This is a genomic window from Streptomyces sp. NBC_01237, from assembly GCF_035917275.1.
GTDB lineage: Bacteria > Actinomycetota > Actinomycetes > Streptomycetales > Streptomycetaceae > Streptomyces.
In genome coordinates this window covers 1,341,510-1,357,316 of the sequence record NZ_CP108509.1, presented here as the reverse complement: position 1 = coordinate 1,357,316, position 15,807 = coordinate 1,341,510, and the positions used below count along the sequence as shown (strand labels likewise).

At 72.9% G+C, this 15,807-nt stretch carries 16 protein-coding genes; 7 read left to right on the top strand and 9 right to left on the bottom strand.

The genetic code is table 11. The features are described 5' to 3' along the window. The first annotated feature begins 97 nt into the window (after positions 1 to 97). Positions 98 to 1,048 (top strand): GNAT family N-acetyltransferase, encoded by a 951-nt coding sequence (locus OG251_RS42145; protein ID WP_326682557.1) that lies wholly within the window; start codon positions 98 to 100, stop codon positions 1,046 to 1,048. Next, complete coding sequence (locus OG251_RS42140; RefSeq protein ID WP_326682556.1) at positions 1,045 to 1,965, top strand: lysophospholipid acyltransferase family protein; 921 nt, start codon at positions 1,045 to 1,047, stop codon at positions 1,963 to 1,965. The genes OG251_RS42145 and OG251_RS42140 overlap by 4 nt, the downstream gene beginning before the upstream one ends. On the opposite strand, the gene egtD is transcribed toward OG251_RS42140, so the two are convergent. Genes egtD through egtA form a run of 4 tightly spaced genes read right to left on the bottom strand, consistent with a single transcriptional unit; the run spans position 1,908 to position 6,290 of the window. After that, on the bottom strand, positions 1,908 to 2,870 hold the full coding sequence (egtD, locus tag OG251_RS42135) for an L-histidine N(alpha)-methyltransferase (protein ID WP_326682555.1): 963 nt from the start codon (positions 2,868 to 2,870) through the stop codon (positions 1,908 to 1,910). The two genes, OG251_RS42140 and egtD, sit on opposite strands and share 58 nt — an antisense overlap. Continuing rightward, the gene (egtC, locus tag OG251_RS42130) at positions 2,867 to 3,622 is read right to left on the bottom strand and encodes an ergothioneine biosynthesis protein EgtC (RefSeq protein ID WP_326682554.1); all 756 of its coding nucleotides are present in this window, start codon (positions 3,620 to 3,622) and stop codon (positions 2,867 to 2,869) included. Before egtC ends, egtD begins: the two co-directional genes overlap by 4 nt. Next, positions 3,622 to 4,953, bottom strand: coding sequence for an ergothioneine biosynthesis protein EgtB (egtB, locus tag OG251_RS42125; protein WP_326682553.1), 1,332 nt, complete (start codon positions 4,951 to 4,953; stop codon positions 3,622 to 3,624). The genes egtC and egtB overlap by 1 nt, the downstream gene beginning before the upstream one ends. Then, on the bottom strand, positions 4,953 to 6,290 hold the full coding sequence (gene egtA, locus OG251_RS42120) for an ergothioneine biosynthesis glutamate--cysteine ligase EgtA (protein ID WP_326682552.1): 1,338 nt from the start codon (positions 6,288 to 6,290) through the stop codon (positions 4,953 to 4,955). Before egtA ends, egtB begins: the two co-directional genes overlap by 1 nt. Before the next feature lie 146 nt (positions 6,291 to 6,436). Between egtA and OG251_RS42115 the strand changes: the two genes are divergently transcribed. Further along, a complete protein-coding gene (locus tag OG251_RS42115) occupies positions 6,437 to 7,273 on the top strand; it encodes a TIGR02452 family protein (protein ID WP_326682551.1) in 837 nt (278 codons plus the stop codon). A gap of 110 nt (positions 7,274 to 7,383) precedes the next feature. Here OG251_RS42115 and OG251_RS42110 read toward each other — a convergent pair whose 3' ends face one another. Continuing rightward, positions 7,384 to 7,851: a type II toxin-antitoxin system PemK/MazF family toxin gene (locus tag OG251_RS42110; RefSeq protein ID WP_326682550.1), complete on the bottom strand. Its 468-nt coding sequence runs from the start codon at positions 7,849 to 7,851 to the stop codon at positions 7,384 to 7,386. A 71-nt stretch (positions 7,852 to 7,922) separates the two neighbouring features. Between OG251_RS42110 and OG251_RS42105 the strand changes: the two genes are divergently transcribed. The 3 genes from OG251_RS42105 (at position 7,923) to OG251_RS42095 (ending at position 10,571) form a co-directional block, all read left to right on the top strand. After that, the gene (locus OG251_RS42105; protein WP_326682549.1) at positions 7,923 to 9,068 is read left to right on the top strand and encodes a glycosyl hydrolase family 18 protein; all 1,146 of its coding nucleotides are present in this window, start codon (positions 7,923 to 7,925) and stop codon (positions 9,066 to 9,068) included. Positions 9,069 to 9,190: 122 nt separating this feature from the next. Continuing rightward, positions 9,191 to 10,213 (top strand): LacI family DNA-binding transcriptional regulator, encoded by a 1,023-nt coding sequence (locus OG251_RS42100; protein WP_326682548.1) that lies wholly within the window; start codon positions 9,191 to 9,193, stop codon positions 10,211 to 10,213. A 61-nt stretch (positions 10,214 to 10,274) separates the two neighbouring features. Beyond that, positions 10,275 to 10,571, top strand: coding sequence for a hypothetical protein (locus tag OG251_RS42095; RefSeq protein ID WP_073721151.1), 297 nt, complete (start codon positions 10,275 to 10,277; stop codon positions 10,569 to 10,571). 79 nt (positions 10,572 to 10,650) lie between these two features. On the opposite strand, the gene trxA is transcribed toward OG251_RS42095, so the two are convergent. After that, complete coding sequence (gene trxA / locus OG251_RS42090) at positions 10,651 to 11,031, bottom strand: thioredoxin (protein WP_073721152.1); 381 nt, start codon at positions 11,029 to 11,031, stop codon at positions 10,651 to 10,653. Positions 11,032 to 11,146: 115 nt separating this feature from the next. On the opposite strand from trxA, the gene OG251_RS42085 reads away from it, so the two are divergent. Then, on the top strand, positions 11,147 to 12,598 hold the full coding sequence (locus OG251_RS42085; protein WP_326682547.1) for a dihydrolipoyl dehydrogenase family protein: 1,452 nt from the start codon (positions 11,147 to 11,149) through the stop codon (positions 12,596 to 12,598). A 47-nt stretch (positions 12,599 to 12,645) separates the two neighbouring features. On the opposite strand, the gene OG251_RS42080 is transcribed toward OG251_RS42085, so the two are convergent. The 3 genes from OG251_RS42080 to OG251_RS42070 form a co-directional block, all read right to left on the bottom strand. Further along, the gene (locus tag OG251_RS42080; protein WP_326682546.1) at positions 12,646 to 13,563 is read right to left on the bottom strand and encodes an RNA polymerase sigma-70 factor; all 918 of its coding nucleotides are present in this window, start codon (positions 13,561 to 13,563) and stop codon (positions 12,646 to 12,648) included. 172 nt (positions 13,564 to 13,735) lie between these two features. Further along, positions 13,736 to 14,938 (bottom strand): NAD(P)/FAD-dependent oxidoreductase, encoded by a 1,203-nt coding sequence (locus OG251_RS42075; RefSeq protein ID WP_326682545.1) that lies wholly within the window; start codon positions 14,936 to 14,938, stop codon positions 13,736 to 13,738. Between the two features lie 100 nt (positions 14,939 to 15,038). Further along, a complete protein-coding gene (locus OG251_RS42070; RefSeq protein ID WP_326682544.1) occupies positions 15,039 to 15,794 on the bottom strand; it encodes a class I SAM-dependent methyltransferase in 756 nt (251 codons plus the stop codon). Between the last annotated feature and the right edge of the window lie 13 nt (positions 15,795 to 15,807).

Below are 15,807 nucleotides of genomic sequence, written 5' to 3'. Positions count from 1 at the left end.
TCAAATCCAGTCGGTCACGGAAGAAGTAAGGGGTCGGGCCGTCGCGCACCGCGGCGGACCGGCGGCCGCCCTTGCTGATCCGTCCCCGGAGACTGCCATGACCGTGCTGCCCACCGCCCCGCTCGCCCCGGTCCCCGACCGGCCCGCCCCGCTCACCCGGATCCCGGGCCGGTCCACAGGCCCCACCCCCTCCACGGCCTCCCCCTCCGCTCCTTCCTGCGCTGTTCCCCCCGCGACCGCTCCCTCCGCCGCCGTTCCCGCCGCGACCGCTGCTCCTTCCGGCGCCGCTCCCTCCGCTCCTTCCGGCCCCGTTCCCGCCTACCGGGTCTCCCTCGCCGTCGACGAGGACGACGTACGCGCCGCACAGCGCCTGCGCCACCAGGTGTTCGCCGGTGAGCTCGGCGCCCGGCTGGACGGTCCCGAGCCCGGCCTGGACAGCGACGCCTTCGACGCGTACTGCGACCACCTGCTCGTGAGGGAGTCGGCCACCGGCGACGTCATCGCCACCTACCGGCTGCTGCCGCCGGAACGGGCCCGGATCGCCGGACGCCTCTACGCGGACAGCGAGTTCGACCTCTCCCGGCTCGGGCCGATCCGGGACGACCTGGTCGAGGTCGGCCGCTCCTGCGTCCACCCCGCGCACCGTGACGGCGCCGTCATCGCCCTCATCTGGGCCGGACTCGCCCGCTACATGGAGCGCTCCGGTCACACCTGGCTGGCAGGCTGCTGCTCCATACCGCTCGCCGACGGCGGTGCCCTGGCCGCCCGCAGCTGGGACACCGTACGCACGAAGCACCTGGCGCCCGAGGAGTACTGGGTCACCCCCCGCCGCCTCTGGGACGCCTCCGGGCACCCCACGGGCGGCGGCGGAGCCCGCGCCGATCTCCCGCCCCTGCTGCGCGGCTACCTGCGGCTCGGCGCCTGGGTGTGCGGAGCCCCGGCGTACGACCCGGAGTTCAACGTCGCCGACCTCTACGTCCTGCTGTCGCTGCGCCGCACCGACCCGCGCTACCTGCGCCACTTCCTTTCCCTCGCCCCGCTGCGATGAGCGTCTGGCTGCCCGTCGCCCCCTGCACCCCGCACGACTGCACGGGGCACCACGGGGCGGTACGGGCACCCCTGCCCGCCACCGCCCTGCTGCTCACCGGGTGCGCGCTCACCCTGCTCGGCGCGGCGTGCGTCCCGGCCGTGCTGCTGCTCGGCGCGGCGCACCGCGACCGGCTGATCCGCCGGTGGGCGTACACGGTGGTACGCGCCTTCGGCGTGCGGGTGACCCTCAGCGGCCGGCCGGTGCGGCGGGACACGGCGGGTGCGGGCGAACTCGTCGTCGCCAACCATGTCTCCTGGCTGGACATCCCGCTCGTCGCCGCCGCGCTGCCCGGACGGATGCTCGGCAAGAAGGAGATACGGAACTGGCCGCTGCTCGGCCCGCTCGCGGCGCTCGGCGGCACGCTGTTCATCGACCGTGACGGGCTGCGCGCCCTGCCGGGGGCGGTCCGGACGGTCGCCGGGGCGCTGCGCTCCGGCGCGCGGGTGGTCGCGTTCCCCGAGGGCAGCACCTGGTGCGGCCGGGGCTCCGGCGGCCGGTTCGCGCCCGCCGTGTTCCAGGCGGCGATCGACGCCGGGGCGCGGGTACGCCCGGTCCGTATCGACTACCGCGTCCACCGCCGCTGCCGGGACACCGCGGGGGGCGCGGGCGCCGCCGACGGCTCCGGGGGCGGTACGGGCGCCGTCGCCGGAGCCGTCGCGTTCGTCGGGGACGACCCGCTCGCCGCCTCGCTGTGGCGGGTGGTGCGGGCCGCCGGGCTCACCGCCGAGATCCGGGTCCTGGAACCGGTTGTCCCGTTCGGCGAGCCCGGCAGACGGGCACTGGCGCGCGCCGCCCGTGCCGCTGTCCTGTGCGCCGGTCAGACAGCCGTGGCCAGCGACAGCGCGAACCGGCCCGCGGAGTCCGTCCACCACTGATCCAGCCGCAGCCCCGCGACGGCCAGCTCCTCGCGCACCCCCTCCTCACGGAACTTCGCCGACACCTCCGTACGCAGTTCCTCACCGGCCTCGAAGGGGACCACCAGGTCCAGCTCAGGGATCTTCACCGTGAGGGCCCGCCGGGCGCGCAGCCGCATCTCGATCCACTCGGCACGCGGGTCCCACACCGCGACATGGTCGAACGCGTCCAGCGGGAAGTCCGCCCCCAGCTCCCGGTTGACGACGCTCAGCACGTTCTTGTTGAACGCCGCCGTCACCCCGGCCGCGTCGTCGTACGCGGCCACGAGCGTGCCCTCCTCCTTCACCAGATCGGTGCCGAGCAGCAGCGCGTCGCCGGGGGAGAGCAGCGACCTTACGGAGTGCAGGAAAGTGGCACGCTCCTCCGGGAGCAGATTGCCGATCGTGCCGCCCAGGAAGGCGACCAGCCGCGGCCCCGGTGTACCCGGCAGCGCCAGGCCGCCGGTGAAGTCGGCGATCAGCGCGTGCACGGAGAGGTCCGGCCGTTCGGCGAGCAACGACTCGACGGCGCCCGTCAGCGCGCTCTCGCTGACGTCGACCGGCACATAGCTGTGCAGGCCGCTCAGCGCGTCCAGCAGGTGCCGGGTCTTCTCGGAGGAGCCCGAACCCAGCTCGATCAGGGTCCTGGCCCCCGAGACCGCGGCGATCTCCGGGGCACGGGCCAGCAGGATCTCCCGTTCGGCACGCGTCGGGTAGTACTCGGGCAGCCGGGTGATCTCCTCGAACAGCTCACTGCCGTGCGCGTCGTAGAACCACTTGGGCGGCAGGGTCTTCGGGTGCCGGGTCAGGCCGCTGAGCACGTCGGCGCGCAGCGCCGCGTCCGTCGCGTCCACCGGCAGGGTGCGGGTCAGCAGAAAAGGACTCACGCGGTGGGCTCCTTGAGCGGGGTCAGCAGGATGTCGGCGGAGGTGGCGACCAGCAGCGTGCGGTCGGGAACCTCCTGCCAGCGGGAATCGTCGTCGTACGGCTCCGAGGCCACCACGGTGCGGAGGCCCGGAGCCCGCAGATACCAGAGGGAGTCGCCCCACGCGCTGCCCACGATCGTGAAGCCGTCGGTGAGCAGCAGGTTCAGCCGTGATCCGGGTGCCGCGGCCGCGATGTCCCCCACGGTGTCCGCGACGGCCTGCGGCACGGCGTCGCCCTCGGCGATACGGTGGCGCACCAGCGCCCAGATCAGCGCGGAGTCGCTTCGGGCGGCCAGCGTCAGCAGGGTGGCGGGGGGCAGCGTGGCGGACAGCGGCGCGAGCGACCCGGGCCAGCCCCTGACCGCCCCGTTGTGGCTGAACAGCAGCCGGTCCGCGGCGAACGGAGCGGCTGCGGCCTCCCCGTCCGCGCCCGCCTCCGTGGCGTCGCGGACCGCGGCGAGCAGCGCCGTACTGCGCACCACCCGGGCCAGATCGGCGAAGGTCTCGTCGCCCCAGACCGGGCCACGGCGCCGGTAGCGGCCGGGCACCGGGTCGCCGTCCGCGTACCAGCCCACGCCGAAGCCGTCCGCGTTGACCGTGCCGTACTTCTGCCGCCGCGGCTCCCAGGACTGGCGCACCAGCGAGTGCGGGGGCGCCAGAAGAATCTCGCCGAGCGTCACCGCCGGTCCCAGATACGCGATATGACGGCACATCACGCGTCCTTCGCGGTACGGAAGCCCGAGAAGATCTGGCGCCGCACCGGCAGGTCCCAATTGCGGAACGTGCCCCGGCAGGCGACCGCGTCCACGGCGAACGAGCCCCCGCGCAGAACCTTGTGGGCCGGGCCGAAGAACACCTCCGAGTACTCGCGGTACGGGAAGGCCGCGAAGCCCGGATACGGGAGGAAGTCGCTGGACGTCCACTCCCACACATCGCCGATCAACTGGCCCGCTCCGGAAGCCGAACGGCCCGCCGGGTAGGCGCCGGCCGCCGCGGGGCGCAGATGGCGCTGGCCCAGGTTGGCCCGGTCCGCGGTGGGATCCTCGTCGCCCCACGGATAGCGCCGGGAACGCCCGGTCGCCGGATCGTGGCGGGCCGCCTTCTCCCACTCGCTCTCCGTGGGCAGCCGCCTGCCCGCCCAGCGGGCGTACGCGTCCGCCTCGTACCAGCTGACGTGCAGCACCGGCTCGTCGGCGGGCACCGGCTCGGTGACCCCGAACCGGCGGCGCAGCCACTGACCGGCGTCCCGGTGCCAGAAAAGCGGTGCGGACAGTGTGTGTTCACGCACCATGGCCCAGCCCTCGGGTGCCCACCAGCGGGCGTCGGTGTATCCGCCGTCCTCGATGAAACGCTGGTAGGCGCCGCAGGTGACCGGTGCCGTGTCGAGGAGGAACGCGGCCACCTCGCGCCGGTGCGCGGGCCGCTCGTTGTCCAGGGCCCACGGCTCGGTGGACGTCCCCATGGTGAACGGCCCCGCCGGGACCAGGACTTCGGCGGGCAGCGCCGCGGCGCCGGTGGGGGGCGGCGGTTCCGGCGCGGTCAGCGCGGCCGGACCCGCCCGCAGCTGATGGGTGATCAGCATCGTCTCGTCGTGCTGCTGTTCGTGCTGGGCGATCATTCCGAAGGCGAACCCGGCCCGCTCCAGCGGGCGCCCGCCCGAGTGCAGCGCGGCGCCCTCCAGCAGGTCCAGGGCCCTGCTCCGTACCTCGGACGCGTAGGTGCGTGCCTCGGCGGGCGCGAGCAGCGGCAGGGAGGGCCGGGCGGCGCGCGGGTGCTCGAAGGCGTCGTACAGCCCGTCGATCTCCGGCCGCATCGCCTCCCGGCCGCCCACGGTGCGCAGCAGCCACAGCTCCTCCTGATTGCCGATGTGTGCCAGGTCCCAGACCAGCGGCGACATCAGCGGGGAGTGCTGGGCGGTCAGTTCGTCGTCCTCCACGCTGTCGGTGAGCAGCGCGGTGCGTTCGCGGGCGGCGAGCAGCGCGTCGAGGGCGCGGCGCCGCAGCACCTCGGGGTCGATGCCGGGTACGGCAGGTGCGTCGGTCATCAGGAGGTTCCCCTTCCGGAGTGCGGCGTCGTGGTCCCCGCGGCCCATGCGGCCCCGGCGCCCGGCCCCGTGGGGTCGGGCAGATCGTCGGCCGGACATCGGCCCCGGGCGGCGAACCGGTCGTTGAAGGCCGCCACGGTGTTCTGCACGGCCCGGCTCGCGCCGATCCGGGGGAGTGCCTCCAGCGCGACCTCGAAACAGGTGGCGGCCGCCGCCCGCAGTTCGGGGTCGGCCAGGCCGACCCGGGCGGCGGTCGTCCAGAGCCGGTTGCGGGGTGCGGCAGGTGTGCCCGCCGTCTCCGCCAGCGGTTTGACGGTGCGGTACACGGTCTCGGCGGCCTCCGGGTCGTCGAACAGGGCGGTGGTGACGGCGAGCGGCACCAGCCATCCGTCCGGACCGCTCTGCGCGTCGATCATGCGCAGTTCGAGATGGCCGCGCGGGCGGACCGGAGGGAAGAGGGTGGTGATGTGGTAGTCGAGATCGGCGTGCACCGGAGGCCGGGGCGCGCCGCCGCGGATCCACTCCCGGAAGGTGAGCCCCTCCGGTACGGTCCACGGTCCTTCGTCGCCGCGGATGCACATCACCGTCGCGTCGAGCGCGTGGGCGGCCCAGGCGTCGCGCGGGGGGAGATGGCCGGGCGGGGCCAGTGCGCGTACCGGATCGAGATGCGTCCACAGGGCCTGCCGGGTGGACTGCCAGCCGGTCCTGCGCCCCTGCTGGTAGGGGGAGTTGGCGAACGCGGCCACCAGGACCGCGCCCAGCAGATGCGCCAGCTGCCAGCGGCGTCCGTAGCCGAGCGGCCCCGGCTCCTCCACCCCTGCGTCCAGACAGACCTGGACGGACGCGGAGGTGCACATCATCGCCCGGCCGTACGGTCCCGAGCGGTCGAGCGCCCTCTCCATGGCCTCGTAACGCGGCTCCCGCAGCCTGCGTCGCGGTGGATGCCACGGGTCGACGCCCAGACCGACCGGTGCGAGGCCCAGCCGCCCGAGGCTGTCGCGTACGGCGGCCAGATCGGCGGCGGTGGCCTCCACGCACGCCATCAGGGAGTCCGCTGGAAGCGAGCTGAGTTCCAGCTGACCACCCGGTTCGAACGTCAGTGGGGCGCTCAGCTCCAGCGCGCGGACCGCTTCGACGGCGGCCTCGTGGCGCTCGGGGGACACCGCGACGTCGGGACGTTCACGGTCGTGGATGAGCCATTCGACTTCCACGCCCACGGTGCGGGGAGGACCTGTCTTGAAGCAGATGCCGCGCAGTAAATCCTCCGCCTCGCCCTCCCCGAGGGGGGCGGCGGCGGGCGGGCGCGCGCCGTGTTCACCGGGATTGTCCGGGGGCATACGGGCCTCCTCTTCGATTACATCGATACCACCCAAACCCTTCGCGTGAGATCGCACAAGAGTGCCTCTGCCCGATAAAAATACGGTTGCGTCCATGCCGTCGCGGGGTCGAGCATGCCCCGTATGCACCACACGGGGACGCGCCCATGAGCGCACGACTGCGCGGCATCGCCCGCGGGACCGAGGCCATCGTCGAGGCGGGCCGGTACCGCACGGCGGAGGGCCGCGAGGTCTCCATCGAGCGCGCGCTGACGGCCGCACTCTCCGGCACCCGGCTGTACGGCCCCGAGCCGGTGCCCGTCGCGGCCCTGGACACCGACCGCGTCCCGGTCATCGAGGTGACGGACGAGAGCAGCCTCCGGGCGGCCCGCCGGATGACCGGTGAGGCGGCGGGCAAGGTCGCCGTCCTCAGCTACGCCTCGGCCCGCAACCCCGGCGGCGGCTACCTCAATGGCGCGCAGGCCCAGGAAGAGGCCCTGTGCCGTGGCTCCGCGCTCCACGCGACCCTGTTGCGCGCCCCGGAGTACTACGCGCACCACCGAAGCGAACGCAGCGCCTTCTACACCGATCGGGTGATCCACTCGCCCGGGGTGCCCGTCTTCCGCGACGACCGGGGCCGGCTGCTCGACCTCCCGTACACCGTCGGGTTCCTCACGTCGCCCGCGCCCAACGCCGGAGTGATCCGCCGGCAGACCCCGGACGAGGCGCACCGCGTCCCCGCCGCGCTCGCGAGCCGCGCCGAACGGGTCCTTGAGGTGGCAGCCGTACGCGGCTACCGCAGGCTCGTGCTCGGCGCCTGGGGCTGCGGCGTCTTCCAGAACGACCCGGCCCGGGTGGCGGGTGCCTTCCACGCGCTGCTCGCCGACGGCGGCCGGTTCGCGGGCCACTTCGAGCAGATCGTCTTCGGCATCCTGGACCGCGACCCCGACTCCGCGGTCCGGGCCGCGTTCACCCGGACGTTCGCCGGACGCCTCCAGGCGTAGGGCGGCGCGCTGCCGCCGTCACGGCCGGGTGTACGGCGGCGGGTCCGGTTCCGGTCGGTTCCGGGTCCGGTTCCGGTTCCGGGGCGTACGGTGCACGGCCGCCGTCACGGTCAGTTCCAGCCGTACCGCTCCCGCAGCCGCACGGCGACCAGATCGAACCGGTCCCGGTCCAGCGCGCACGCCTCCCGCCGCATCCCGTCCTCGTGGACCCGCAGCACCCGGTCCAGATCGGCCCAGGACGGCCGGCCCGAGCTGTCCCAGGGGCCCGCCCCCAGCGCCACCCACTCGCGGTCCGGGTCGTGCTGCTTGCTGGAGAGCTGGACGGCGAGCAGGGTGCCCGTCTGCTCGCGGGCCACGACGAGTACCGGCCGGTCCTTGCCGCGCCCGTCGTTCTCCTCGAACGGCACCCAGGTCCAGACGATCTCGCCGGGGTCGGGATCGCCGTCACGGTCGGGGGCGTACGAGGTGCGGACCGGGCCCGCGTCGCGCGGGTCGGCCTCCGCGGTCGCGGTCGGCCCGTTGCGGCCGGGGAAGTCGGAAGAGCTGTCGGTGCTGTGTGTGCCGTGGTGGAACGTCATCGCATCACCGTAGGACCTGGACGGCCCATTCCATGGAGCGGGTCCGCCGAACAGGCCGCAAGGTCGACCTCATGGCCCTCGCAGTCCTCGCCCAGCTGTCCCGAACCGCCACCGTCGCCGCGCTCATGGCAGCGGCCCTGCTCCCGGCCGCGCCTGCCGGTGCGTCAGCCTCTCCGCCCTCCGGGCAACCGGTCCCCACAGGCACACCCTCACCCTCAACCGTAGGGTCAGACTCCGGTTCGGCGGGAGGCGGCGCGGCCGCCCCGCCCCGCACCGTGTCGGCCTGGCTGCCCTACTGGGACCAGGAGGGGGCGTACCAGGACGCCCTGCTCCACGCCGACCAGCTGCACACCGTCAGCCCCTTCTGGTACCAGGCCATTTCGGCGGGCCGCATCGACGCGCACCCCGGCGCGGGCGAGCGCCGCATCATCGACGGACTGCACGGGGCGGGCGCCGAGGTCGTGCCCACGGTCATGGAAACGATGAAGTCCGGAGCTCTCGCCGCGATCCTCACCAGCCCCACCCGGCGCGCGGAGCACGCCGATGCCTTGATGCGCACGGTCCGCAGCCGCGACTACGACGGGCTCGACCTCGACTACGAGTCCATCGCCGCCACCGGCGACGCCACGTACGCCAAGGTCCGTGACGGCTTCACCGCGCTCGCCACCGACCTGTGCGACCGGCTCCACGGCCTGCGCAAGAAGTGCGTGATCACCGTCTTCCCGAAGACCGCCACCACCGGACGCATCTGGGACTACGCGGCGATCGGCGAGGTGGCCGACCGGATGCGGATCATGGCCTACAACCTGCACTGGTCCAGCGGCGAACCGGGACCGATCGCCGACACGGGCTGGTACGAGGACATCCTCACCCGCGCCACCGCCCTGGTCCCGGCCGCCAAGCTGGAGATGGGGCTCCCCGTCTACGGCTGGGACTGGTCCACGAGCGGTGGCAAGACCGCCACCAAGCACGTGACCTGGAAGGACGCCGAAGCGCTGCGCCGCAAGGAGGGCGCGCCCTACCGGCTCGACGAGGTCTCGGGGACGCCGTACTTCACCTACCTGGACGGCACGGAGCGGCGCGAGGTCTGGTACCAGGACGCACGCGGAGTCGCCACGCATCTGCCGGTGCTGCGCCGGCACGGCGTGCGCAACACGGCGCTGTGGGCCCTGAACTTCGAGGACCCGGAGCTGTGGCCGGTACTGGCCCGTGGCTGAGTCCGCTTCACGTAAGGCCCTCACACCGCGGCACCGGCCCGGTGCGGCCGGTGCCCCGGCCCCGCGGTACAGGGCCCCGGACCGTTCCCCGGCCCGGCCGGTCTGGAAGACTGCCCGACGCCATGAGCCAGTTACCCAAACAGCCCGCCGCAGTCTCCGTTCCGACCAGCGCCGATGTGGCGCGACTCGCCGGAGTCTCCAGGGCCACCGTGTCGTACGTACTGAACAACAACGCCACCGTACGGATCAGCGAACCCACCCGGCACAGAGTCAGAGAAGCCGCCACCCAACTCGGCTATGTGCCCCACGCGGCCGCCCGCAGTCTGCGCGCCGGACACACCCGCATGGTGCTGCTGCCCGCCGGACACGTCCCGGCCGGACCCGCCCACCACCACTTCTTCCAGGAACTCCAGTCCGGCCTGCGCCGCCTCGACTACACCGTCGTCCAGTACGGCAGCGTCGGCCTCGGCGCGGACGAGGCCGCCAGGGCCTGGGCCGAACTCCGGCCCGTCGCCGTCGTCGCACCCGCCGGTGTCGCCCTCACCCCGCACGGCATAGCCGTGCTCACCCGCTCCGGAGCCAAGGCGGTCGTCACCCTGGGCCCGGAACCGGTCGACGGCGCGCACGCGCTGGTCATCGACCAGCGGGAGGTCGGCAGTTGTGCCGTCGGCCATCTCCTCGGACGCGGCCGCCGCCGGATCGGCGTGGTCATGCCCCAGGAGCCGGGCCTCGCCCCGTTCGCCGAACCACGCCTGGCCGGAGCACTCCGCGCGGCGGAACCGGCGGGCGCCCGCATCCAGCCGCTGCCGTTGCGCTACGAGGAGGAGTCGGCGGCCGGCCTTGCCTCCCGCTGGCGCACGCTCGGCCTGGACGCGGTCTTCGCCTACAACGACGAGTACGCGATGCTGCTGACAAGAGCGCTTCAGGACGTGGGCATCGAGGTGCCGCGCGAAACGGCGGTGATCGGAGCGGACGACCTGATGCTGGGCAGACTCCTGCGGCCGAGACTGAGCACCGTCCGGATGGAGCTGGCGACGCAACAGCCCCTGGCCGAGATGATCGACCGGCTGACACAGCACCCCGGCGGAGCACCGGAACGTCACGACCTGCTGCGCACCCGTGCCGTCCCCCGCGAATCCAGCTGACCGGGCCGCCGTGCGGAGTGACGACATGCGCGGGACCCGACGGATGTCTAGCGTCGAAGGCATGAGCCATCCGCAGAGCTACGAGATCCTGCTGGTCCCCGAGTTCGAGAAGTCCGGCACCGACGACGCCCCCCGGCCCGGCCGCGCCATCCGCTCCGCGGTCGTGGCGGCCACCGGCCGGACGGGGGAATCGGGCTACCCCCGCTACGCGGGCGACGGCATGGTGGCGGACATCGACCCGGCGACCCGCACCGTGGAGGCGCTCCTGGTCGACGGCGCGGAGCTGGACTACGGGCTCTCCGTCAGGATCTCCGAGAAGAGCGTGGACAGCGGCACCGACAGGAACACCCGCAGCTGATCCGCCGTCGCGGACAGCGATGAGGGGCCGGTCCGTCCGGACCGGCCCCTCATCCCGGGCGCCGTTGCCGCGCAAAGCGCTACTGCTGCTCCGGCTGCTCCTGCTTCTGGGCCTCGACGGACTTGCGTACCTCGTCCATGTCCAGGTTCCGGGCCTGTCCGATGACGTCCTCCAGGGCCGCCTCGGGCAGCGCACCGGGCTGGGAGAACACGGCCACGTTGTCCCGCACGATCATCAGCGTCGGGATGGACCGGATCTCGAAGGCGGCCGCCAGCTCCTGCTGCGCCTCCGTGTCGACCTTGGCGAAGACCAGGTCGGGGTGGCGCTCGGACGCCGAGTCGTAGACCGGTGCGAACTGCCGGCACGGGCCGCACCAGGAAGCCCAGAAGTCGATCAGCACGAAGTCGTTGTCACTGACGACCTGATCGAAGTTTTCCTTGGTGAGCTCTACGGTGCTCATGCTGTGATACCTCTTCCTGTGCCCGTTTGGACGTGTCCCGCACAACGGTGACCGCTCCTGCGCTATTCCGCCTTCCCATGTGGCCGTGGCGCACACCCACGATCAGACTGTTCGCATGACCGAAGCAGTGGAGGGCGCAGTGAAGAACACCGAGTACGACGTCGTGGTGATCGGTGCGGGGCCGGTGGGGGAGAACGTGGCCGACCGGGCCCGCGCGGCCGGTCTGAGCACGGCTGTCGTGGAGTCCGAGCTCATCGGCGGCGAATGTTCGTACTGGGCGTGCATGCCCAGCAAGGCCCTGCTGCGCCCCGTCGTCGCGCGGGCCGACGCACGCCGTGTCCCGGGCCTGAGCGCCGCCGTGCAGGGCCCCCTGGACGTCGATGCGGTCCTGGCCCACCGCGACGCGTACGCCTCGCACTGGAAGGACGACGGCCAGGCCGCCTGGCTGGACGGCATCGGCGCGGACGTCTACCGGGGCACGGGCCGCCTCACCGGTACCGGAAAGGTCACCGTCACGGCCCCGGACGGCACGGAGCACCGGCTCACCGCCCGGCACGCCGTCGCCGTCTGCACCGGCAGCAGGGCCGTCGTCCCCGACCTTCCCGGGATCGCCGACGCCCGGCCCTGGACCAGCCGCGAGGCGACCAGCGCCAAGGAGGTGCCCGCCCGGCTGGTGGTCGTCGGCGGGGGCGTCGTCGGCGTCGAGATGGCGACCGTCTGGCAGGCCCTGGGGTCCGAGGTGACGATGCTGATCCGGGGCACGGGCCTGCTGCCGAAGATGGAGCCGTTCGCCGGGGAGCTGGTCGCCGAGGCGCTCACCGAGGCCGGTGCGACGATCCGTACCGGAGTGTCCGCCACCGCCGTGCACCGGGCCGGTCAGGACGGACCGGTCACCGTGGAGCTGGACAACGGCGAGCGGATCGAGGCCGACGAGGTCCTCTTCGCCACCGGCCGGGCACCCCGCACCGACGATCTGGGCCTGGAGACGGTGGACCTGGAACCCGGCTCCTGGCTCACGGTCGACGACAGCTGCCGTGTCGAGGGCAGCACCTGGCTGTACGCCGTAGGGGACGTCAACCACCGGGCGCTGCTGACCCACCAGGGCAAGTACCAGGCCCGTATCGCGGGCGCCGCGATCGCCGCCCGCGCCCGGGGCGGCCCGCTGACCGGCGACCCCTGGAGCCCCCACACGGCCACCGCCGATCACGCCGCCGTCCCCCAGGTCGTCTTCACCGACCCGGAGGCGGCCTCGGTCGGCCTCACCCTGGCCGAGGCCGAAGAGGCCGGCCACCGGGTACGGGCGGTCGACCACGACCTGGCCGCGGTGGCCGGTTCAGGCCTGTACGCCGACGGGTACCGGGGCCGCGCCCGCATGATCGTCGACCTGGACCGGGAGATCGTGCTGGGCGTCACCTTCGTGGGGCCCGGCATCGGCGAACTGCTGCACTCGGCGACGGTCGCGGTAGCGGGCGAGGTACCCATCCAGCGCCTGTGGCACGCGGTCCCGGCGTATCCGACCATCAGCGAGGTGTGGCTGCGGCTGCTGGAGGCGTACCGGGACGCGTAGCCGCGCGGGTGGCCCCGGTGGCCGGTCGCCCGACTCCGTCCCGGTACTCATCGCAGGGTGAGCCGGGTCTCGGATGCGACGCGGGACAGCTTCTCCGGGTTGCGGACGTAGTAGAGGCCGGTGATGCGGCTGTCCTCGACCCGGACGGCCACGACGCCGTCGATCTCCCCGTCCAGATGTACGAGGAGTGCCGGGCTGCCGTTGACCACGGTGGGAGTCACGGTCACCGGGCGCTTGTTCTTGCCGAGGCCGCCGATCATGAAGCGGGTCACCTTGTCGGCGCCGGTGATCGGCCGCAGCGCGGCCTGCTTGATGCCGCCGCCGTCACTCATCAGGACGATGTCTGGGGCGAGCACATCGAGGAGGCCCTGCGGGTCCCCGGTTTCGAGCGCGCGCCGGAACGACTCCAGGGCCGCACTGGTCACGCTCGGGGGGACCACCTGGCGAGGGCGGCGGGCATCGACATGCCGACGGGCGCGGTGCGCGATCTGGCGTACGGCCGCGGGGCTCTTGTCCACGGCCGTCGCGATCTCGTCGTAGCCGACGTCGAAGACCTCGCGCAGGACGAAGACCGCGCGCTCGGTCGGCGACAGCGTTTCGAGGACGAGCATCATCGCCATCGACACGCTCTCGGCGAGCTCGACGTCCTGGGCCACGTCCGGCGCGGTGAGCAGCGGCTCGGGCAGCCAGGGACCGACGTACGCCTCCTTGCGGCGCTTCATCGTGCGCAGCCGGTTGAGGGACTGCCGGGTCGTGATCCGGACCAGATAGGCACGCTGGTCGCGCACCTGCTCCAGGTCGACCTCGACCCACCGCAGCCAGGTCTCCTGGAGCACGTCCTCGGCGTCGGCCGCCGACCCGAGCATCTCGTAGGCGACGGTGAAGAGCAGGTTGCGGTGGGCGACGAACGTCCCGGTCGCCGGGTCCGTCGCCCCGGTCGCCGGGGCAGTGGCGCGGTCGCTCATGTCTCGACCCCTCTCCTTCGCGGTCGGCCCCAGTGGCGAAGGGCCTTCGAGCGTGTATCCACAGCAAGGTCCTTTCCACCGGCGGCCGTTCGATCCGATGCACCTGTCCGGTGCGATCAGGAGTGTGACACCACCCGGTGCCGCCCCGGCCGCCCGGACCAGCCACGAGCCCTCAGGCCGCCGGTTCGGCGGCGGCCCGGACCTCGCCTCGCCTGGCCTCCAGTGCGTGTCGGCGGGTGTTGTCCTTGGCCCACGACCAGCTGAGCGAACCGGGCTTGCGCGCCTCGTCGGCCAGCTGCTTGACCGTGCCCCGGCAGATGAACTCCTTGAGCTTCGCGCCGGGGCGTCCGCCGAGATGGAACCGCATCGCCGTGTCGTTCCTGTGGGCGAGCTGGAAGATGCCGACGCGACGGCCCAGGCTGATGCACTGTCCGGCGAACCCCAGCTCGATGGGCGCGGGTCGCTCGTCCGCGATCCGGCTGAGCACCGTGTCGGCGGCGTGCGCGCCCAGCGGCCCCGCAGCCTGGCAGCTCATCCGGAACGGCAGGTCCGAGGGGGCCGCCGAATCCCCGGCCGCGACGATGCGCGCGTCGTCCACGCTCGTCAACGTCTCGTCCGTCAGCAGGCGGCCCGAGGCATCGGTGCTCAGACCGCTGCGGGCGGCCAGGTCCGGCACCCCGAATCCGGCGGTCCACAGGGTCACCTCGCTCGGCAGCTCGCGGCCGCCACTGAGCCGCACGGCATCACGCGTCACCGCCGTCACCTTCGCGTCGGATCCTTCCAGCACGGTCACACCGAGCGCGGCCAGCCGTCCGGCAACCGAGCGTCGGCCCCGGGGGTGCAGGTACGGGCCGAGCACGTCGCCGCAGACCAGCGTCACGGTACGGCCCGCCTCCGCCAGCTCGGCGGCGGTCTCGATGCCGGTCGGACCCCCTCCGACCACCGTCACCGCGGCGGTCGCCGACGCGGTTTCGAGGACCGACCGCAGCCGCAGCGCCTCTTCCAGGCCGGCGAGCGGGTGGGTGAACTCGGCCGCTCCGGGCACCCGCGGGTCTGCGCTGCCACTGCCCACCGCGTACACCAGATAGTCGTAGCCGACCGTGCCACCGGTGGCCAGCGTCACGCCGCGCCCGGCCGCGTCGATCCGGGTCACGGTGCCGACGACCAGCCGGACGCCCGTGGCCAGGACCTCCCGGTAGTCGACGACCGCGTCGTGGGTCCCGCCCACCACTTGGTGCAGTCGGATCCGCTCGACGAACATCGGGCGCGGATTGATCAGCGTCACGGTCACGTCGTCGCGCCGCGTCAGACGATTGGCCGTCATGACACCGGCGTATCCGCCGCCGATCACGACCACATCGGTCTTCTCCGTCATGGTGTCTCCTTCGTTCGAGGCGTTCGGCCCCAAGACACCGCGTGTTCGCCCCTTGTGACAGTGTGTGAGGCAGATCACTCCCTGGGGGCGGTCCTGACCGTCACCGCCGTACGGCTACGAGTACGTAGCTGTTGCCCACCTGCCAGACCGGGCCGGCGTTGGTGAAACCGGCCTCCTTCAACAGTTCGACATGGCGGGCCACGGTGACGGAGCAGCCGGAGTGCTCGCTGCCGCTTCGGCGCCTTCGCGCGCACAGTTCCGCCAGTTCGGGTTCGTGCTCGATCGCCGCCCACCACGCCTCCCAGTCCTCGTGGTCGAACGCTCGCTGCCGCTCGGCCCGGCGGATTCCGACGAACTCGGCGATCTCGGCGACGCTCGCCCCCTCCTGGGAGAGGTGATCCGCGTTGATCAGTACGCCGCCGGGCCGAAGGAGCGCGGTGAGCTCGGCGTAGGTGCGGCGCAGCACATGTTCGGGGAGGTAGTGGAGTGCCGTGGTGGAGACGATCGCGTCCACCGGTCCCCGCAGTGCCAGCGTGTCGATCCAGCCGTCCTCGCCGATGACCGCCTCCACATAGCGCGCCGCGTTCGGATGGCGGGCGCGCCCCAGCGCCAGCAGCAGGGGGTCCATGTCGACGGCGACGATCCGGGCCGTCGGCAGGCGCCCGACGAGCCGCGCGGCCAGGGAGCCCGGACCGCAGCCCAAGTCGAGGACCCGGGGCCGTTCATGGCCGGCTGTCACGTGCTCGACCACGTCGGCGACCACGGTGAATCGCTCTTCCCGGCCGATCGCGTACCGCTGCTGCTGCTGTTCCCAGCGGTCCACCCACCGTTCGGCCGTCGGCATGCTGACGCTCATCGTGCGGTACCAC